Raw genomic sequence first — 19,495 nt, 5'->3', positions numbered from 1 at the left:
GTCTCAATATTTGTTCAATGCTTTTTTTTGGTGGCCGGTTTCAAACTCAGAAAAACTCCCGCGCCAGCAGTTCATAGGAGCGCCTGCGGGCGGCGGGGTCATGCGTCCAGGTGATCACGACCAGCTCGTCAACCCCCAGTGTATGGGCCAGCGCCCTTAATTTAGCGGCTACTTGCGGGCCGCTGCCGACCAGCGCATTGGCCCTGAGCCTGTCGGCCTCCATCTGCTCGACCGGCGTATATGGCCGCTGCGCCACCTCTTCGGGCGAGGGCAGAGCCGCCAGTGCACCTCGGTTACGGTCTATCTTCCAGCGCTCGCGGCCCGAGAAGTGGTGCCAGGCCTCGGCCTCGGTGTCAGCCGCCAGCGCCCACACGCAGAGCACCGCCTGCGGCGTGGGGTGGCGCGGACTGGGCCGGTAGGTCGAGCGGTAAATCTCCAGCGCCTGCTCCACACCCTGCCCGTCAGTGATGAAGTAAGCAAACGCATACGGCAAGCCGTAGTGTGCGGCCAGCTGCGCGCCGTAGTCGGAGCTGCCCAGCATCCACATCTCCGGCGTGGTCGGGCCCATGGGGTTGGCCGTCACACCACGGCCCGGGTGGCCTTCGGGCAGGTCAACGCCCGCCAGCCAGGCCTGCAGCTCGCGCACCTGAATGGGAAAGTTCTCGGCCGACTGGCGCGGGTCGCTGCTGAGCAGGCGCGCCGTGCGCATGTCCGAGCCCGGCGCGCGGCCCACACCCAGATCGATGCGGCCGGGGGCGATAGCTTCCAGCACCCGAAACTGCTCGGCCACCTTGAGTGCCGCATAGTGCGGCAGCATGACACCGGCACTGCCCACACGGATGCGGCTGGTGGTGGCCGCGATGGCCGCCATCAAGACTTCGGGGGCCGAGCCGACGATGCTGGGGTGACTGTGGTGTTCGCTGACCCAAAAGCGCTTGTAGCCCAGCGCTTCGCAATGGCGGGCCAGCTGCAGGGTTTCACGGATGGAGGCGTCTTCCGTACGGCCGGTGACGGCGACGGACTGGTCGAGAACGGAGAGGCTGGTGCGATGTTGCATGCTAGCTGGGACAAATAAAAACGATGGATTTTGGGTCAGGACAAGGCGCAAACCACAGCGATACGAAGGTATCGCGCGGATTTGCAACGCAGGCCTGGCGCAAAAGACGCGTTTTTATGTTCCAGATGGCATGCAACATCGCGCCCGGCATCGGCAAACTATAGCCAGACCCCTTAAATCCCGCTCGGGCGGGGTTACCCCGGGACGACTTTGTTCCCGCTCTGTTCCAATAGAGGGTTCGTTCCCGTCCAGACCCGAGATAAAGAAGTAAATCCTATGGCACTCAAAGCCACTATCTACAAAGCCCAGCTAGCCCTGTCCGACATGGACCGCAGCATCTACGCCGACCACAGTGTGACCATTGCGCGCCACCCGTCGGAGGCCGACGAACGCATGATGATCCGCCTGCTGGCCTTCGCGCTCAACGTGCCGGCCGACGACAAAAAGGGCAACCTGGAATTTGCCAAGGACCTGTGGGACGTGGACGAAGCGGCGCTCTGGCACAAGGACTACACCGAGCAGATCCTGCACTGGATCGACGTAGGCCAGCCCGACGACAAGCGCCTGATGAAGGCCGCCGGCCGCGCCGAACGCGTGAGTGTCTACAGCTTTGCCAGCAGCACACCGGTCTGGTGGAAGAACATTGAAACCAAGCTCACCCGCGCCCCCAACCTGGTGGTCTGGCAGATCGACGCGGCTGAAAGCCAGGCGCTGGCCAAGCTGGCCGAGCGCAGCATGCAGCTGCAGGTGACGGTGCAAGACGGCACGGTGTGGATGAGTACAGCGCTCGGGTCGGTAGAGATCACACCGCGCCGGTTGACGGCCGGAGAGTCTTAAACACCAGGACGCCGAGAGGACGCATCCTTCGCGTCCCTGGAATCCTGGTGCTGGCCTTGATGCTGATAAAGCGGCAGCTTCGCACCGCAATGAAAGCAAAAGTCTGCCTCGGGCAAGTGGCCTTCGGTCAGGCATTCATGGCAGGTGCGCGTGGTTGGCAGGGCCAGATGCTGCAGGCGCCGCTCCGCCGCCATTTCGGCCGTGACAATGCCGGTGGGCACAGCCAGAATGCCCCAGCCCAGCAACATCATGAATGACGAGATCAGCCGGCCCAGGTCGGTCTTGGGCGTGATGTCGCCAAAGCCCACGGTGGTGACGGTGCTGATGGCCCAATACACAGAAGTCGGGATGCTGGTAAAGCCGTTGGAAGGCCCTTCGACCACGTACATCACAGTGCCCATCACCAGCACCATCATCACCACGGCCGACAGGAACACCAGAATTTTGCGGCCACTTGCTGCCAGCGCACGGCCCAGCGACTGGTATTCGGCCACATAGGCAGCCAGCTTGAAGATGCGGAACACACGCAGCAGCCGCAGCACGCGCACATCGATGAGCGCATGGAGTTCCGGAAAAAACAGCGCCAGGTAAGTTGGCAACACGGCGACCAGATCGATGATGCCGAAAAAGCTTGTCGCGTACTGCAGAGGCTTACGCACACACACCAGGCGCGCGATGTATTCAGCGGTGAAGAGCAGCGTGAAAATCCATTCGACCACCGCGAACGCCCGGCCGTGCGAAGCATGGATCGCCTGCACGCTGTCGGCCATCACCACAGCGATGCTGACCAGGATAAGGGCGATCAGGGTCTTGTCAAAAAGCCGCCCGGCACGGGTGTCAGCCTCAAAGATGATGGTGTACAGGCGCAGCCGCCAGCCATCGAGGGGCTTGTCATCCAGGTCGGAAGGAGGAAGAGGCGGAGCGGGTTTGGCCATGCAGGAAAGGCGCAGCAAGCGCCGCGTGTTCATTGGGTTGACAGGGCAGCACGATACCTGACCGGGAAAGCCTTCACGGACGCACAGGGATTTGCTGCTATTTTTATAGCTGCTTGCGCCCGTCCATTATGGCTCTCAGCCACTTTTTACTAAAAATCATCCGAACGACATCAGGATGCCGGCTGGCGGTATCTGGCCCAGGCTGCTTCCGTGGGCGTGGTGCTGGCACCCGGCTGCTGCGGCAGGCTGAAGTGGCCGTCTACCACCTGCGCGGGCTCAAGAAAGCAGTCCTTGATCCAGGGAATGTATTCAAGCACCGCGCAGGCCGGGTGCGCGTGATTCAGGTGCACATGCACCTGGCTCATGTCGCCCGCGTGTGGCGCCACCGGCAACCGGAAGGAATGCGCCGTGTCGCACACCCGCAGCACTTCGGTGATGCCGCCCATACGCGTCACATCGGGCTGCACCCAATGAATGGCTTCCTGGTGGAAGAATTCGGCAAATGCATCGTGCGTGTAGAGCTGCTCGCCCAGCGCGACGGGAATGCTGGTGCTGCGCGCCAGTTGCGCATGGCCTTTCACGTCGTCGTACCAAATCGGCTCTTCGATCCAGTACAAATCAAACGCCTCTGCCGCGCGGCAAAAGCGCTGGCAGGTGGGCAAGTCCCATTTGCCGTTGCCGTCGGTCGCCATCGTGATGGCGGGGCCGATGGCGCGGCGTACCGCCTCCAGGCGTTTCAGGTCACGGTCGACGCTGGAGCCAATCTTGACCTTGATACCGGTGAAGCCTTCGTCGACTGCGCGCTTCGCCCCTGCCACCAGTTGTTCGTCGGGAATGCTGAGCCAGCCGATGTCGGTGTTGTAAGCGCGTACTTTCTCGCGCACCTGGCCGCCCAGCAGCTTCCACAGCGGTACACCTGCAGCCTTGGCCTTCAGGTCCCAGAGGGCGATGTCGATGGCCGCCTGCGACAGCGTGGTGATGCCGGCGCGCCCTACCCATTGCAGCGCGGGGTTTCGCGCCAGCTTGAGCCACAAGCGCTGGATGTCTGCCGCATCTTCACCGATCAGAAGCGGCGCATGGCAGGTCTCGATGCAGCGCGTGATCAGCTGGTCGCTCGGCAAATGGGCATGGGTGCCGGTGAAGCCGTACCCGGTGAGCCCGTTGTCTGTGTCTATCTGCACCCCGACCACGCCCCAGTGCGAAATGGTATGGGTGCTGTCGGCAATCTGCGAGCCCGTAACGGGCACATGCAGGATAAACGGCTTGACCGATGTGATTTTCAATTTTGTCTCCGGGTGGCACTCAGAAGGCTCAGAACCCTCATCGTGCCAGAGTCTTCACCGTGCGCCCTGCTCCGCTTCCTGCAACGCGCGCCACATCACTTTGCCCGAGCCGCTCTTGGGCAGTGCATCGACAAACTGCACCACACGCGGATATTTGTACGCCGCCATGTTCTCCTTGCACCAGTTGATGATGTCGTCTTCCGTCGTCTGGCCTTTGGCCGCGGCGCGCAACACCACCACAGCCTTGACCGTCTCGCCGCGGTAGGCATCCTTGGTGCTGATGATGCAGGCCTCCTGGATGGCCGGGTGCTTGAACATCAGCGCCTCGACCTCGGCCGGCCACACCTTGAAGCCCGAGGCATTGATCATGCGCTTGAGCCGGTCGGTGATGAAGAAATATCCCTGCTCGTCCATGCGCCCCAGATCGCCCGAGCGAAAGAAACGTTTGCCATCGAGCTCAATAAAAGCTTCGGCCGTCGCGTCCGGACGCTTCCAGTAGCCCTGGAATATCTGCGGCCCGCTCATGATGATTTCGCCCTGCTCGCCCTGTGGCACTTCCTTGAGCGTGACCGGATCAATGATGCGCGAGTCGCAGCTCATGAAGGGAACACCCAGGCATTGCTGTTTGGTGGCGTCATAGGGGTTGCTGTGCGAAGGCGCCGCGGTTTCCGTCAGGCCGTAGCCTTCGGCAAAGCGCAGGCCGTATTGTTCCCACAGGCGCTGGGCCACCGCCTGCGGCATGGCCGCCCCGCCGCCGCCGATGTAGACCAGGCTGCGAAGGTCGAAGCTGGCGAAGTTAGGGCTGCCCAGCAGGTCGATCACCATGGTGGGGATATTCGTCCAGTGCGTCACCCCCCATCGCGAGATCAGGCGCCCGGCCAGCTCGCGGTCCCATCGCGGCATGATGACCAGCGTCGCACTGCCGTAAATGGAAGCGTGCATGACCGACACCATGCCTGTGATGTGAAACATCGGCACCACAGACAGCGTGACGTTTTCAAACGTGCTGCCGCCCCACAAACAGCTGGCCACCGCGTTGTGCATGATGCTGGCGTGCGTGTGCATGCAACCCTTGGGCAGGCCGGTGGTGCCGCTGGTGTAGGGCAGCACGGCCAGGTCCTGCGGTGTGGCGGTGTGTGGGGGCAGCTCGGTGGTTTCTCCGGCCGTCATCGCATCAGCCCAGCTCATCACCGTGCCGCCATCCAGTGCGGGCAGCGAGTGGCGCGTGCCCAGCCAGTCGCGCCAGGCGTCGGGCATCGCTGCATCGTCGCCGCCGGATTGCTCCATGTCAAAAGCATCGCTGTAATGCGTGACCACCAGGTGCATGAGCCGGTCGGTGGGTGCCAGCTGTGCATTGGCCCTGGCCAGCTCGGGCGCCAGGTCGGCTGTGGTGATGGCAATCCTGGCGTCGGGATCGATGATGTAGTGCTTGAGTTCTTCGGCCCGGTTCATCGGGTTGACCGGCACCACCACGGCGTTGGCCCGCAGGATCGCAAAGTGCGCGATCACCCACTGCGGGCAGTTCTGCATGTTGAGCACCACGCGGTCGCCCTTGCGCACGCCCATGCGGTAAAGCGTGGCTGCCAGGCGCTCCGCCTGACGCATCACTTCGGCATAACTAAGCGCGCGGTTGAAGAAAACCAGCGCGGGCTTGTCCGGAAAGCGCAACGCGCTGACCGCCAGGTTGTGCCAGAGCGAAGTCGCCGGCGGCGTGATGCTGTGCGGCAGGCGCTTGGGCCAGACCTGGTGGTGCAGGTTGTGCGGAGTTGCTGCGGGGACGGCCTGGCCGGTGTTGGAATCAAGGGTCAAGAAAAAAGTCTCCAGACAAGTACTGACTTGGGACCCAAGCCTACCCCGAGTCCACACTGCCCACATCCGGGAAGCTCCTGATAAAACACTGTCACTTGAGCGACCCGCGCTCACTATGATGGATTGCACCCCGTGCGAGAGCACATGCTTCCCCCTTTCACGAAGGAAGTCCTTCCGGCCTTACCGTTTACACGCGGAAATAAAAGCAGAAACATCCAGGAGACACCATGACCCGATTTCTCGCCCTTCGACGCAAAACCCTGATGTCGGCTTGCGCGCTGGCCTTCACAGCGCTGGCCTCTGGCGCAGCGTTCGCGGCTTTTCCCGAAAAGCCCATCCGCGTGGTGATCGGTTTTCCGGCCGGCGGGCCGCTGGACCAGCATGCGCGCCTCTTGACCGAGCGCCTGCAGGCCGTGCTGGGGCAACCCATCGTGATCGACTACAAATCCGGCGCCGGCGGCACCGTGGGCGCACAAGACGTCATGAAGGCCGCGCCCGACGGCTACACCCTGATGTTGGCCAACACCGGCGTGATGGTGATCAACCCCGCGCTCTATAGCAAGTTGCCCTACAACACGCTGAAAGACTTCACCCCGATCGCGCGCACCGCCATGCAACCGCTGGCGCTGCTGGTCAACCCCAAGCTGCCGGTCAACAACCTCAAGGAATTCATCGCCTACACCAAGGCCAGGCCCGGCCAGGTCAACTACGGATCGGCCGGCAACGGCGGCATCAGCCATCTGGTGCCCGAGATGTTCAAGAATGCCACCGGACTCTTCATGGTGCACATCCCCTACCGCGGCAGCGCCCCCGCTTTTACCGACCTGATGGCAGGCCAGGTGCAGTTCATGGGCGAATCGATTCCGCAGGCAGCCAACTATCACAAGCAGGGCAAGGTTCGTGCGCTGGCCGTGACCAGCAAGGAGCGCAACCCCGCCCTGCCCGACATCCCGACCGTCATTGAATCGGGCATCACGGGGTTTGAGGTGGTGGGCTTTTACGGCTTCCTCGCACCCGCCGGCCTGCCCAAGGACGTGACCGCCAAACTCAGCGATGCCTTCAGGCAAGTCATGGCCAGCCCGGACATCCGCAACCGCATGGTCACGCAAGGGGCCGACCCTGCCTTCATGGGCAGTGACGAATTCGCCCAGTTCCTGGCCACTGAAATGCCGCGCTGGGCCCAGGCGGTCAAGGCTTCCGGTGCAAAGCTGGACTAACCAGCTCCCCGCGCGGCAAACCGCGGGCATCTGCGCGGGCCGCGCCACTCCCCGTTCTGGTGCGGGCAGCCCCAAAAACCCGCAAACCGGGCCTTTTGGCACGCCAGATAGGTGCACATAGCTTGTATACCAGTTGATTGAACCAGTTTGTCGGCTGGCACGGGATATGCACTGTCTGGTGCATGGCCACCGCCTCCGACATTTCCAACCGCATCATTGAAGCCGTGATGGCGCAAAAGCTTGCGCCCGGCGCGCGCCTGGGCGAGCAGCAGCTGGCCATGTTGTTTGACTGCAGCCGCACCATCGTGCGTGAGGCCCTGACCCGGCTGGCGGTGCGCGGCATCGTTACCGTCAGCAGCCGGCGTGGCTGGTACGTCATCGAGCCTTCGCAGGAAGAGGCGCGCGAAGCCTTCGAGGCGCGCCGCGTGATCGAGATGGGCCTGATCCGCTGTACCGGTGACGTCAGCAAGGCTGCCATCAAGCAGCTCAAAAGCCACCTCACCCGCGAGAAAGCCGCCGTCAAGGGCGACGACGTGGGCCTGCGCAGTTTTTTGCTGGGCGACTTTCATGTGTGCCTGGCCGAATGCCTGGGCAACAGCCTGTTGGCCGATACCCTGCGCGACTTCACCGCGCGCACCACACTCATTGCCATGCTCTACCAGTCGTCGCACGACGCGGCGCAATCCTGCGAAGAGCATGTGCAGATCGTGCAGGCCCTTGAAAAGGGCGACCTGGCCAAGGCTGAAAAGCTCATGCAAGCCCATATCGGCAGCGTGCAGGCCGCGCTCAAGCTGCAGGTCGGCGCCGGCGACCCGCTGTCGCATCTGCGCAGTGCATTAAGTCCACTGGATGCGCAGAGCCCCAGCAACAAGGCGGCGTCCTCGCCGCCCCCCCGTGTTCGCAAGCCCGGCCGTGCTTCGGCCAAACCCACTGACGATTCCTCAACTTACCTTGGAGCCCTGCTATGAATCCCAGCAAACGCGTTTTTTCTCTTGCCCTTGCCGCAGCCGCCGTGCTGGGCGCCACCGGCGTCCATGCACAGACTGCGCTGGACGACATCATGAAAGCCAAAGAGATCAAGATCGCCATCCCGACCGACTTCCCACCCTACGGCATGGTTGGCACTGACCTGAAACCCCAGGGCCTGGACGTGGAAATGGCCGGCTACATCGCGCAAAAACTCGGTGTGAAAATCGAGCTCGTGCCCGTCACCAGCGCCAACCGCATCGCTTATCTGCAAACCAAAAAGGCCGACCTGGTCATCTCCACACTGGGCAAAAACCCCGACCGCGAAAAAGTCATCGACTTCACGGTGGCCTACTCGCCCTTCTTCCAGGCGGTGTTCGGCCCCAAGAGCGTCAGCGTCAAGTCGTTTGCCGATCTTTCCGGCAAGAGCATCAGTGTCACGCGCGCCGCCCTGGAAGACCAGGAGCTGAGCAAGGTTGCACCCGCCGGCGCGGACATCAAGCGCTTTGAAGACAACAACACCACCGTGTCGGCCTACACCGCAGGCCAGGTGCAACTGATCGCCACCGGCGCGTCAGTAGCCGGCAACATGATGGCCAAGAACCCGCAACTGAACACCGAGTACAAATTGCTGCTCGCCGACAGCCCCAACTTCATCGGCGTCGCCAAGGGTGAAGACAAGCTGCGCCTGAAGGTCAATGAAGTGATTGCCGAAGCCAAGAAAAATGGCGACCTGGACAAGATCGCGATGAAGTGGCTGGGTCGCCCTGCCGGCAATTTACCCTGACCCCCGTTGAGGCTCACTTCGTGTAGCCTCCTCCCCCCTTTCAGGGGGCGCCGCTGGTGGCCCGGCAAAGCCGGTTCCACTGCGGCTGCTGGCATGACAGAAGCAAGCAGCGATTCTTTCAACAGAAAGTGATTCAGATGCGTGTCGAACTCGATTTCATGGCCGTGTTGTCGCAATGGCCGCTGCTGGCCATTGGGGTTGCGTGGACGCTGGGTCTGACGGCGATCTCGTCGGTACTCGGCATGTTCATGGGGATGGCGTTTGCCTGGGCGCGTGCCAGCGGGCCCACGTGGCTGCGCTGGGTGGTGGGTACGTATGTGGAATTGATCCGCAACACGCCCTTCATCGTTCAGCTGTTCTTCATCTTCTTCGGCCTGCCGGCTGCGGGCTTCAGGCTGTCGCCTGAGACGGCCTCGGTGCTGGCGATGGTGATCAACCTGTCTGCCTACGCCACCGAGATCATTCGCGCGGGCGTTGAAGCCACACCGCGCGGGCAGATTGAAGCGGCCGAAAGCCTGGCGCTCAACCGGGTGCAGATTTATACCCGTGTGGTGCTGCCGCCGGCACTCAAGAAGGTCTGGCCCGCCATGGTGAGCCAGATCATCATCGTGATGCTGGGCTCCGCAGTGTGCGGGCAAATCTCGACGCAGGAACTCTCTTACGCCGCCAACCTGATCCAGGGCCGCAACTTCCGGGCGTTTGAGGCCTTCATCATCGCCACACTGATCTATTTGGTGCTCTCCGTTGCGGTGCGCAAGCTCCTCAACTGGATGGGTCCGAAGTTCCTTTTTGGTCGCTGACTATGCCCCCACGTTCGCTCACTTCGTGTAGCTCTCTGCCCCCCGAGGGGGCGCTGCGCCTGCGGCCCGGCAAAGCCGGTTCCGCGGCCCCTGCTGGCGTCAAGAATCCAGCGCTCAAAAGGAATCGCCGTGATTGAATTCTCAGTCTGGGACATCTTCCGCAACCTGCTGCTTGCAGCGCGCTGGACCGTTGTACTCTCACTCGTCGCCTTCATAGGCGGCGGCATCGTCGGCATGCTGTTGCTGGTCGGCCGGCTGTCCGCCACCCGCGCGGTGCCGGGCGCACAAAAGGCCGCGCTCATTACGCGGCGCGCGCTGGACGGCTATGTGCTGCTGTTCCAGGGCACGCCGCTGCTGATGCAACTCTTCCTGGCTTACTTCGGCCTGGCGCTCTTCGGCATCAATGTGCCCGCCTGGGTGGCCGCCGCGGTGGCGCTGACGCTTTACACCAGCGCCTACCTGGCCGAAATCTGGCGCGGCTGCGTCGACGCCATCCCCAAAGGCCAGTGGGAAGCCGCGCAAAGCCTGGCGCTCAACTTCGGCGAGCAGCTCAAGTACATCGTGCTGCCGCAAGCCGTGCGCATTGCCGTGCCGCCCACCGTGGGTTTCCTGGTGCAGGTCATCAAGGGCACGGCGCTGGCCTCGGTGATTGGTTTTATCGAACTGACCAAGGCCGGCACCATGATCACCAACGCCACCTTCAAACCCTTTGTGGTGTACAGCTGCGTCGCGCTGATGTACTTCGCGCTGTGTTTCCCCGTGTCCCTGTATGCCCGCAAGCTTGAGAGGAAAGCCCGAAATGGACGCTAACGTCGCACCACCCCCTGCAGCCGCCGCAACAACTTCGTCCGACAGGACTCTTGTCGAGATCAATCAACTTCGCAAAAGCTTCGGCGCCAACGAAGTTTTAAAAGGCATTGATCTGGAGGTCAAGGCCGGCGAGGTGATTGCCATCATCGGCAAAAGCGGCTCGGGAAAAAGCACGCTGCTGCGCTGCATCAACGGGCTGGAAGTCTTTCAGAGCGGTACGCTGCGCGTGGACGGCAAGCACCTGTTGCACGACAGTCCGCAGGTCATGCGCGAGCTGCGCCAGCATGTCGGCATGATCTTCCAGAGCTTTAACCTCTTCCCGCACCTGACGGTCGGCAAAAACATCATGCTGGCGCCCACGCTGGTCAAGAAGACGGCTGGCGCTCCCGCCGAAGAACATGCGCGTGCGCTGCTGCAACGTGTGGGCCTGGCCGAAAAATTCGAGGCCTGGCCCGACCAGCTTTCGGGCGGGCAACAGCAGCGCGTGGCGATCGCGCGCGCACTGGCCATGCAGCCTTCGGTGCTGCTGTGCGACGAGATCACCTCGGCACTGGATCCGGAATTGGTGGGCGAAGTGCTGCAGGTCGTGGAGAGCCTGGCCGCCGAAGGCATGACGCTGCTGATGGTGACCCACGAAATGAACTTCGCGCGCAAGGTGTGCGACCGCGTGGTCTTCATGCACCAGGGCCGCGTGCACGAGATTGGGCCGCCCGACGAAGTGTTTTCGAATCCACAAACCGCCGAGCTGAAGCAGTTCCTCGGGATGATCCAGTAATCCGGGAAATCCATGACACCTTCCGCGACGCCCGGCACGCTGCACGTCCCCGCCGGCCACGGCAAGGCGCTGCGCCTGCAGGCCGGGCAAGCCGTGAAGGTCATCAACACCCACGGCACGCAGGTGGTCGATTGCTGGGCGTTCAATGCCTACGACCTGAACGAATTCATGTGCATGGAAACCACCCGCGTGTGGAACCAGCGCCTGAATCCCGTCGTCGGCGACTCCTTCGTCACGAACCAGCGTCACCCCATCCTCACCGTGGTGGAAGACAGCACGCCCGGCGTGCACGACACCTTCATGGCTGCCTGCGACCGCCGCCGTTATGAGTTGCTGGGCGTGAAGGGCTATCACCGCAACTGTTGCGACAACATGTTTGAAGGCATGTTCGAGCTGGGCCTGACGCCGCCGCGCGCCATTCTCGCTTCGTTCAACATCTTCATGAACATCCGGGTGCAGCCCGACGGCATCACACTCAAAACCCTGCCCACCGTGACGAAGGCCGGCGACTCAATCACGCTGCGCGCCGAGATGGACTGCTTTGTCGCGTTTTCCGCCTGCCCGCAGGACATCGTGAAAATCCAGGGTGCGGGCGACAACACCCCGCAGCCGGTAGACCTGGAAGTGCTGCAAAGCACATCAACCCTGCCCGCCAGCGACCCCTGGATCCCGCAAACCTGACGGGGCCGCGCCAAACCGCCTTTCCCCGCTCCTGCAGGGTTGGGTGAGTTCCCGCACAATAGCGGTGACGTCTTTTTGTTGCTCTCAATTTGATAGCTGCTTGCGCTGATTCCGGTTGGTCCGAAGGCCGATTTGTTGCCTAACCGCTCGCCCGCCCCCAACCATGCCTTCACCCTGATCTGCCCACCGGATTCCTGCTGCCCATGACTGCCATGCCGCCCATTCTCTATTTCTTCGCCCTGTGCAACCTCGTGATCGGCAGCGGGGCTTTTGTGCTCGGCGGCATCCTGCAGCCCATGAGTGCCTCGCTGGGCATCAGTGTGGCCGCCGCCGGCCAGGCCATGACGGCATACGCCATTGCCACCGCGGTGCTGGCGCCCCTGCTCATCATCCTTACCGCCAGGTGGCCACGCAAGCGCGCCGTCCAGCTGGCACTCAGCCTGTTTACCGCCGGTTGCCTGGTTTGCGCCGTCGCGCCCAACTTTCCCCTGCTGCTGCTGGGCCGTGTGCTGATGGGAGCTGGTGCCATGTTCACCGCAGCGGCATCGGCGCTGGCGGTCAGCATGGTGGTGCCGGCCCTGCGCGGCCGGGCGCTGTCCATCACCTTCCTGGGCATGAGCATCAGCTACGCCGTGGGCCTGCCGGTCGGCGCCTGGCTGGGCTTTGAGTTTGGCTGGCGCGTGCCGGTCTGGCTGTCGGCCGGGGCCAGCCTGGCGGCGCTGGTCGCGGCGAGCTGGCTGATCCCGGCCGACATGGCCAGCGCAGGCACCAGCTTTGCGGGTTTCCGCGCCGCAGCGCGCCAGCCCGCCGTGCTGCGCGTATGGGGCCGAACGCTGCTGTACTTCATCGCCATCTTCAGTGTTTTTGCCTATGTCGGCCCGGTGCTGCAGGCACTCAACCCCATGAGTTCAGCGCAGCTTTCCGCCACGCTGGCCGTCTTCGGCCTGGCGGGCGTGGCCGGCACGCTGATGGGCGGCTGGGCCACCGACCGCTTTGGCGCACTGCGCAGCATGCGCGTGCAGCTGGCTGTGCTGGTGGCGATGATGTGCCTGCTGCCGCTGACGCGCGGCCATGTGCCGGCCACCATGGCCGTGCTGGTTCTGTGGGGCATTGCAGGTTTCGGGCTGATGGCACCGCAGCAAAGCCGGCTGGCCATCTTGTCGCCCGCACAGGCACCGCTGCTGCTCAGCCTCAATGGCTCCATGCTATACGTGGGCACGGCGCTGGGCGCTGTGGTCAGCGGTGCGGTGCTCGATCAGGTGGGTTTTGCGCAGCTGGGCTGGGTCGGCGTGCCTTTTGGTTTGCTGGCCATGCTGACGCTGGTGTTCGACCGCATGCCGGCCCGTGTGCAGGTGTCCGCCGCCGCCTGAACGTCTCTTCAAACTCCACACCCAGACCATGACACCCCAACAGCAACTCGAAGCACTGCAAGCTGCGCTGCAGCAACTGCGCAGTGACGGCATTCGCGTGGGCACCTTTGCACAACTGGCCGCGCAGCAGCAAAGCCTTGCGGCTGCCCTGCCGGCCCGCTTCAATGATGTGCTGTCGCAGTTGCTCAACCGGCTGGAGTCCGCCGCACTCTTCACCGAAGAAAGCTGTTCATTCAGCCAGAAGGAATTGCTGGACAGCCTGCAGCTATGGATCGACAAGGCGCAGCTGCAACTTCAGAAAGCCTGAGACCTGTTTGCGGTCTAAACGAGGCCGCCTTCTTCAACCGCCGGAATGCCCATGGCGGTGATGGGCGTCAGGGTAATGCGCATGGCTGTGGGCCAGGGGCTCATGGCGGTGGCGATGTGAATGCATCCCTGGAACCGCCTGCGCATGCTCATGCGGGTGATGTGCGTCATGCGCATGCAGGTGTTCGTGTTCCAGCGCTTCGTGCCGATGCATGTGCGCATGATGCTCGGTCAGGTGCAGCCAGATGCCGACCGCCATCAGCAAGGCGGCGCCCACCAGTTGCCAGGTGACGGGCTCGGCAAGAAACACCACGGAAAACAATGCGCCCACAAAAGGCGCTGTCGAAAAGTACGCGCCGGCCCTTGATGCCCCAAGGTGCCGCAAGGCCACCACAAAAAGCGCCAGACTCACGCCGTAGGCCAGCAGGCCGACCGCCATCGCGGCGGAGATTTGTACCGCACCCGGCAACGCCGCGCCTGCCAAAAAAGCCAGCAGCAGATTGGTCACGCCAGCTGCCAGCCCTTTCACGCAGGCAATCCATGACGCATCCACCAACGACACCTTGCGCGTGAAGTTGTTGTCCAGGGCCCAGAAAAAACACGCCAGGGTCACGGCGAGCGCGGGCCACAGCGCGCTGAATGTTGACCCCGCCGTGGCCGCAGCCTGCTGCGGCCAGCTCAACAGCACGGCACCCGCCACGATAGCGGCCATGCCCGTCGCAATACGGCGGTCAAAGTTTTCCCTGAACACCATCCATGCGAGCACGGCGGTCAATACCGCCTCAGCATTGAGCAGCAGGGCCGCATGGCTGGAAGGCATCGCCGACAGGCCGTACATCAGCAGCACCGGCGCCAGCCCGCCGCCACACAGCACGGCCGCGGCCAGCCAGCGACCCTCGCCGCGGTTCAGGCGTGGCTGGGCAGCACCGCGCAGGCGCCGATAAATCGCCAGCCCCAGACCGGAGCCCAGGTACAAAAGCCCGGCGAGTATCCAGGGGTTGACTTGGCCGAGTAGCGACTTGGCCAGCGGCGTGCCCGCGCCGAACAGGAAAGCCGAGGCCAGGGCGGCTGCAACGCCAGGCTTCAAAAGCATGGAATGAAGTTTCAAAGGACGAATCTACTTGTCATGAGTGATCTTGACAGTTTCCGCTGCCGGCCTTGCGATGGCAAGCTTGATGGGTTTGCGCGGGAACTTTTTAAACGCATCGCCTATCATTCACCCATGCGCCACCTGCTCTTCGCCCTGATGATCGCCCTGCTGCCCTTGCGTGGCTGGGTGGGCGATGCGATGGCGACGCAAATGGCGGCGGCCCATGTGCAACACAGGCAGCTTGCTTCCGCAGAACAGTCCGCTACCAAAACGATAGCAGCTTCCGCTCACCACATGGGGGCTGAAGGCCATTCAGGCCACGAAGAGACGTCGCCCGAAGCAACCATGGCCATGCACGACTGTGCCGGGAACACCTCCGACAGCAGCACCCCGACGAATGACGCCGGCTGTGAGTCCTGCGCGGCCTGCCAGGCCTGTCATACGGTGGCGCTGTCGCTGGCAACGTCAGACCAGAGCCCCGTTTTCAAAGGACGCAGCCTGCTGCGCCCGGCGCCAGACCAGTTTGCCAGTGCCGACGCCGCGCTGGGCCAAAAACCACCCATTTCCTGATCTCCAGGCCCGTAGTGGGCCTGTACTTGCCGTCCGGCAGGGCCTTTCAGGCTCTTGACGCCGGATACCCGCGATTTTCCGCAAATCGCCCCGCTTGTATTCAGGAGATTCTTGTGACTATTCGTTTCATTCCCGGCCCGCGCGCAGCGCTGGCCCTCGCACTCTTTTTCATCGGTTCTGCCAGGGCCCATGCACAGGCAGATCCCTACCCCCGGGTGAACCCCCGCCCCACCGAACAGGCTGCCAATCCGGACATGCCGGTACCGTCCACCGTGTACCAGTCCGTATTTGTGAACCGTCCGCAGGGCGTGGAGCCGGCCAGCGATGACTGGAAAAAATCCAACGCCACTGCGGGCCAGTTCAAAAAAGGGCATGCTGACCTGCTGAAATGGGAAGAGGCCCAGGCGCCACGCACCGAACCTGCGGCGCCCGCCGCTTCGAAACCATGAGGCCCGGCATGACCTCCGCTGCCGGCCAACGCCACATCGCTCCACGTCTGGGTTCATTGGCGCTGCTTATGCTGGCCCTCGCGGGCTGCACAACGGCAGTGCCCGACGGCGGCGTGAGTGGCCTGCAGGCGCTGGCCGCCCCGCAACCGGGCGGCTCGGGCACTGCGCCCCCCGTGCTCATTGCGCGGCCGGGCAAAGACACCAGCGCCGCCGTTGCCGACCTGCTGAAAGGCCCGCTCAGCGCAGAAAGCGCGGTGCGCATTGCACTGCTCAATAACCCCGGCCTGCAACTGTCCCTGGCCGGCGAAGGCGTCAACATCACGGATGCCGTATCTGCCAGCCCGGCCAAACTCAAGGCCGCGCAAGACATCACCCTGCTGTCAAGCGATACCCGCAAAGCCTGGATCAACGCAGTGGCTGCCGCGCAGACAGCGCGCTTTATGGACGAGGCCAGGGAGAACGCGGAAACCGGCGGCGAGCTGGCGCGCCGCATGGCACGCGCAGGCAACTGGAGCAAGCTGCAGCAGGCCCGCGAACAACTGCTGCTGGCCGAGGCCACGGCGCAATTGGCGCGCGCCCGGCAGGCCGCGTTCAGCGAGCGCGAAAAACTCGTGGTGGTGATGGGCCTGTGGGGCGCGCAAGCCGGCTTCACCTTGCCCGAACGGCTGCCCGACCTGCCGCCAAAAGCGCAAGACATGCCGGATATCGAAAGCCGCGTGCTGCAGCGGCGGCTGGACCTGCGCCTGGCGACGGCGCAATGGGCAGGACAACGCGCCATCCGGCCCCAACCCGGTGCCGACGGCCTGTGGGACACCCTGGGTGATTCGGCACGTGTGCGCGAACTGGCGGTCAGGGCGCGCAGCGAAGCACGCGAGGCTTACCACAGCTACCGCACGGCCTACGACCTGGCACGCCACTATCAGACGGAAGTGATGCCGCTTTACCGCTTCATCCAGGATGAAACGGTGCTGCGCTACAACGGCATGCTCACCAGCGTCTTTGACCTGCTGGCCGGCGCCCGCGCGCAGACCCTGGCCGCTGCCGGCGCCATCGAGGCGCAACGCGACTTCTGGCTTGCCGAAGCCGACCTTCAGGCAGTGCTGGCCGGCGCATCGCCCGGCCCGGCCGCGTCCAGGTCTACCGGTAAAGCCGCCACCACGGCCGCAGCGCGCTGAGCACACACCCCAACACAAGGAATCCCATGAACCGACGAAATTTCTTTAACCGCACGGCGCTGACGGCGGTTGCCGCCGCGTCCGTCAGCAAGGTAGCGATGGCCGCGCTGCCGGAACCCATGACGATGAACAAGGCCGACACCGCGCCGCCGCTTGCGCCGCCGAACGGCCGGCCCTACAACCCGGTCGTCACCCTGAATGGATGGACGCTGCCCTGGCGCATGAACAACGGCGTGAAAGAATTCCACCTGGTGGCAGAGCCGGTGGTGCGCGAAATGGCCCCGGGCTTCAAGGCCCACATGTGGGGCTACAACGGCCAGAGCCCGGGCCCCACGATTGAGGTCGTCGAAGGCGACCGCGTTCGCATATTCGTCACCAACAAGTTGCCCGAACACACAAGCATCCACTGGCACGGCCAGCGCCTGCCCAACGGCATGGACGGTGTGGCCGGGCTGAACCAGCCGGCGATCCCGGTGGGCAAGACGTTTGTGTATGAGTTCGCGGCGCGGCGCCCCGGCACATTCATGTATCACCCGCATGCCGACGAAATGACACAGATGGCCATGGGCATGATGGGTTTCTGGGTTACACACCCCAGGGAAAAACATCCGCTCATCGACGTCGTCGACCGCGACTTCGTGTTCCTGCTCAACGCCTACGACATCGAGCCCGGCAGCATGACGCCGAAGATCATGACCATGCTGGACTTCAACCTGTGGAGCTGGAACAGCCGCATCTTCCCCGGCATTGACCCACTGGTGGTGCGCAGGAACGACAAGGTGCGCATACGCGTGGGCAACCTCACCATGACCAACCACCCGATGCACCTGCACGGGCACGAGTTCACGGTGACCGGCACCGACGGCGGCCCCACGCCGCGGCCGGCCCGCTGGCCGGAAGTGACGACGGATGTTGCCGTGGGCCAGATGCGCCAGTTTGAATTTCTGGCGGACGAGGAAGGCGACTGGGCTTTTCATTGCCACAAAAGCCACCACACCATGAACGCCATGGGTCACGACGTGCCCACCATGATTGGCGTGGACCACCGCGGTCTCATCAAGAAAATCCAGAAGGCTGTGCCCGACTACATGGTGATGGGCGAACGCGGCATGGCCGATATGGGGGAGATGGAGATGCCGATCCCCGACAACACCGCGCCCATGATGACGGGCAAGGGCCCCTACGGCGGCGTGGAAATGGGCGGCATGTTCAGCGTGCTCAAGGTGCGCGGGGACCAGAAGCCCGGCGACTACAAGGACCCGGGCTGGTACCGGCAGCCGGCCGGCACGCAGGCTTATGAGTGGAAGGGCGCCCTGCCCGACCCGGCCCGCCCCCTGGCTGGCAATGCGGCCGCACCTGCGGGTGGCACTGAAATCAATATCCGCAAACCCCAGGGCCATACCGGCCACTGACCCAGAACCTTGAGGAACACCATGAAAACCCAAAACGCTCTTAAATTGATAGCTGCTTGCGCTTTACTGTCGGGCGCTACAGCCCTGTTTGCCCAACATGGCCGGACGAGGGGTGAAAACCCCGCAGCAAGTCCCTACGCGGGCCAGCAAGCGCGCGGCATCAAAGCCCTGTCGGCGGCACAAACCGCTGACCTTCTGGCCGGCAAAGGCATGGAACAAGCCAAAGCGGCCGAATTGAACGGTTACCCGGGGCCCATGCACGTGCTGGAACTGGCCGGCCCGCTGGCGCTGAGCGCCGCGCAAAAGCAGGCCAGCGAAGCACTGATGAACCAGCACAAGGCCGAGGCCCGCGCGCTGGGCGCCAGGCTGGTAGAGGCCGAGCGTGACCTGGACAGCGCCTTTGCCGGCAGGCAGGTGAACGCGGCACAGGTTGATGCCCTGACCCGGCAGATTGGCCTGCTTCAAGCCCAGTTGCGTGCCTCGCACTTGCATACGCACTTGCAACAGGCCGGTTTATTGACACCGCAGCAGATAAACCTTTACGCGGATTTGCGCGGCTACAGCGATGCGCCGGGCACAGCGGCCGGGCATCCCGGGCACCAACATTGATTTGACTTTGAACTTTTGACTCTTTAACTTCCTATACAAGGACCACACCATGAACCCACTTATCGCCATTCTTGCTACCGCCGTTTTTGCAGCCTCGGCCGCGCCAGCTTTCGCCCACGGCGATGCTGCCCACAGCCCCAGTGCGGCCCCAGCCCCGAAGGAGCAAAAGCCCTGGGGCATCGCGGGAGATGCCAGTGCAGCCACACGCACCGTCACGCTGTCCATGGACGACAACATGCGGTTCACACCCGACAAGCTCTCGTTCAAGCAAGGCGAAACCGTGCGTTTTGAAATCCGCAATCGCGGCAAACTTTTGCATGAACTGGTGATCGGGACCCAAAAGAATCTCGACGAACACGCGGCGATGATGGTGAAGTTTCCGGGCATGGAGCACGACGAACCCTACATGGCGCACGTGCCGGCGGGCAAGTCGGGCGGGTTGGTCTGGACCTTCAACCGCGCCGGCGAATTCGACTTCGCCTGCCTGATCGCCGGCCACTACCAGGCAGGCATGGTGGGCAAGATCACTGTTGCGGCCCGCTGATCCGTTCACACAA

The 19,495-nt window shown here is 63.3% G+C and carries 21 protein-coding genes; 16 read left to right on the top strand and 5 right to left on the bottom strand.

Annotated elements, in window-relative coordinates; all coding sequences use genetic code 11:
- Positions 1–46 precede the first annotated feature (46 nt).
- On the bottom strand, positions 47–1,057 hold the full coding sequence (locus AC1D13_RS01455; protein ID WP_457279221.1) for an LLM class flavin-dependent oxidoreductase: 1,011 nt from the start codon (positions 1,055–1,057) through the stop codon (positions 47–49).
- Between the two features lie 276 nt (positions 1,058–1,333).
- Here AC1D13_RS01455 and AC1D13_RS01450 point away from each other — a divergent pair, with 276 nt between their 5' ends.
- Positions 1,334–1,894, top strand: coding sequence for a YaeQ family protein (locus AC1D13_RS01450; RefSeq protein ID WP_477666313.1), 561 nt, complete (start codon positions 1,334–1,336; stop codon positions 1,892–1,894).
- Here AC1D13_RS01450 and AC1D13_RS01445 read toward each other — a convergent pair.
- The 3 genes from AC1D13_RS01445 to AC1D13_RS01435 all read right to left on the bottom strand — a co-directional run bounded on the left by AC1D13_RS01445 (position 1,891) and on the right by AC1D13_RS01435 (position 5,921).
- Positions 1,891–2,829, bottom strand: a complete 939-nt coding sequence (locus AC1D13_RS01445) for an ion transporter (RefSeq protein WP_477666397.1) — start codon at positions 2,827–2,829, stop codon at positions 1,891–1,893. The genes AC1D13_RS01450 and AC1D13_RS01445 overlap by 4 nt on opposite strands.
- A 170-nt stretch (positions 2,830–2,999) precedes the next feature.
- Positions 3,000–4,112 carry a mandelate racemase/muconate lactonizing enzyme family protein gene (locus AC1D13_RS01440; RefSeq protein ID WP_477688804.1) on the bottom strand — a complete coding sequence of 371 codons (1,113 nt, stop codon included), beginning with the start codon at positions 4,110–4,112 and terminating at the stop codon, positions 3,000–3,002.
- Between the two features lie 54 nt (positions 4,113–4,166).
- Entirely contained in the window at positions 4,167–5,921 is a 1,755-nt protein-coding gene (locus tag AC1D13_RS01435) for a long-chain fatty acid--CoA ligase (RefSeq protein ID WP_477673549.1), read from the bottom strand.
- A 263-nt stretch (positions 5,922–6,184) separates the two neighbouring features.
- Between AC1D13_RS01435 and AC1D13_RS01430 the strand changes: the two genes are divergently transcribed.
- The 9 genes from AC1D13_RS01430 to AC1D13_RS01390 all read left to right on the top strand — a co-directional run bounded on the left by AC1D13_RS01430 (position 6,185) and on the right by AC1D13_RS01390 (position 13,634).
- Positions 6,185–7,138, top strand: a complete 954-nt coding sequence (locus AC1D13_RS01430; RefSeq protein WP_457279788.1) for a Bug family tripartite tricarboxylate transporter substrate binding protein — start codon at positions 6,185–6,187, stop codon at positions 7,136–7,138.
- Positions 7,139–7,320: 182 nt separating this feature from the next.
- The gene (locus tag AC1D13_RS01425) at positions 7,321–8,106 is read left to right on the top strand and encodes a GntR family transcriptional regulator (protein ID WP_477688803.1); all 786 of its coding nucleotides are present in this window, start codon (positions 7,321–7,323) and stop codon (positions 8,104–8,106) included.
- Positions 8,103–8,891 carry a transporter substrate-binding domain-containing protein gene (locus tag AC1D13_RS01420; RefSeq protein WP_457279227.1) on the top strand — a complete coding sequence of 263 codons (789 nt, stop codon included), beginning with the start codon at positions 8,103–8,105 and terminating at the stop codon, positions 8,889–8,891. Before AC1D13_RS01425 ends, AC1D13_RS01420 begins: the two co-directional genes overlap by 4 nt.
- Before the next feature lie 137 nt (positions 8,892–9,028).
- Positions 9,029–9,691, top strand: a complete 663-nt coding sequence (locus AC1D13_RS01415; RefSeq protein WP_457279228.1) for an amino acid ABC transporter permease — start codon at positions 9,029–9,031, stop codon at positions 9,689–9,691.
- A gap of 129 nt (positions 9,692–9,820) precedes the next feature.
- Positions 9,821–10,501 (top strand): amino acid ABC transporter permease, encoded by a 681-nt coding sequence (locus AC1D13_RS01410; RefSeq protein WP_457279229.1) that lies wholly within the window; start codon positions 9,821–9,823, stop codon positions 10,499–10,501.
- Positions 10,491–11,276, top strand: coding sequence for an amino acid ABC transporter ATP-binding protein (locus AC1D13_RS01405; RefSeq protein WP_457279230.1), 786 nt, complete (start codon positions 10,491–10,493; stop codon positions 11,274–11,276). The genes AC1D13_RS01410 and AC1D13_RS01405 overlap by 11 nt, the downstream gene beginning before the upstream one ends.
- 12 nt (positions 11,277–11,288) lie before the next feature.
- Complete coding sequence (locus AC1D13_RS01400; RefSeq protein ID WP_457279231.1) at positions 11,289–11,957, top strand: DUF1989 domain-containing protein; 669 nt, start codon at positions 11,289–11,291, stop codon at positions 11,955–11,957.
- A gap of 203 nt (positions 11,958–12,160) precedes the next feature.
- Complete coding sequence (locus tag AC1D13_RS01395) at positions 12,161–13,327, top strand: MFS transporter (protein WP_477688802.1); 1,167 nt, start codon at positions 12,161–12,163, stop codon at positions 13,325–13,327.
- A 28-nt stretch (positions 13,328–13,355) separates the two neighbouring features.
- Complete coding sequence (locus AC1D13_RS01390) at positions 13,356–13,634, top strand: hypothetical protein (protein ID WP_477688801.1); 279 nt, start codon at positions 13,356–13,358, stop codon at positions 13,632–13,634.
- A gap of 33 nt (positions 13,635–13,667) precedes the next feature.
- Here AC1D13_RS01390 and AC1D13_RS01385 read toward each other — a convergent pair whose 3' ends face one another.
- Positions 13,668–14,726 (bottom strand): DMT family transporter, encoded by a 1,059-nt coding sequence (locus tag AC1D13_RS01385; protein ID WP_477666308.1) that lies wholly within the window; start codon positions 14,724–14,726, stop codon positions 13,668–13,670.
- Positions 14,727–14,759: 33 nt separating this feature from the next.
- On the opposite strand from AC1D13_RS01385, the gene AC1D13_RS01380 reads away from it, so the two are divergent.
- The 6 genes from AC1D13_RS01380 (at position 14,760) to AC1D13_RS01355 (ending at position 19,482) form a co-directional block, all read left to right on the top strand.
- Complete coding sequence (locus AC1D13_RS01380; protein ID WP_457279234.1) at positions 14,760–15,293, top strand: hypothetical protein; 534 nt, start codon at positions 14,760–14,762, stop codon at positions 15,291–15,293.
- A 113-nt stretch (positions 15,294–15,406) separates the two neighbouring features.
- Positions 15,407–15,742: a hypothetical protein gene (locus AC1D13_RS01375; RefSeq protein WP_457279235.1), complete on the top strand. Its 336-nt coding sequence runs from the start codon at positions 15,407–15,409 to the stop codon at positions 15,740–15,742.
- Between the two features lie 8 nt (positions 15,743–15,750).
- Positions 15,751–16,917 (top strand): TolC family protein, encoded by a 1,167-nt coding sequence (locus AC1D13_RS01370; RefSeq protein ID WP_477688800.1) that lies wholly within the window; start codon positions 15,751–15,753, stop codon positions 16,915–16,917.
- Between the two features lie 26 nt (positions 16,918–16,943).
- Positions 16,944–18,329 (top strand): multicopper oxidase family protein, encoded by a 1,386-nt coding sequence (locus AC1D13_RS01365; protein WP_477688799.1) that lies wholly within the window; start codon positions 16,944–16,946, stop codon positions 18,327–18,329.
- A gap of 21 nt (positions 18,330–18,350) precedes the next feature.
- A complete protein-coding gene (locus tag AC1D13_RS01360; RefSeq protein WP_477688798.1) occupies positions 18,351–18,938 on the top strand; it encodes a Spy/CpxP family protein refolding chaperone in 588 nt (195 codons plus the stop codon).
- A 49-nt stretch (positions 18,939–18,987) separates the two neighbouring features.
- Complete coding sequence (locus AC1D13_RS01355) at positions 18,988–19,482, top strand: cupredoxin domain-containing protein (RefSeq protein WP_457279239.1); 495 nt, start codon at positions 18,988–18,990, stop codon at positions 19,480–19,482.
- Positions 19,483–19,495 lie beyond the last annotated feature (13 nt).

It is taken from the genome of Polaromonas sp. P1_E12 (assembly GCF_056405975.1).
Note: the sequence above shows the minus strand (reverse complement) of the source record. Positions and strands in the feature narration are given on the sequence as shown.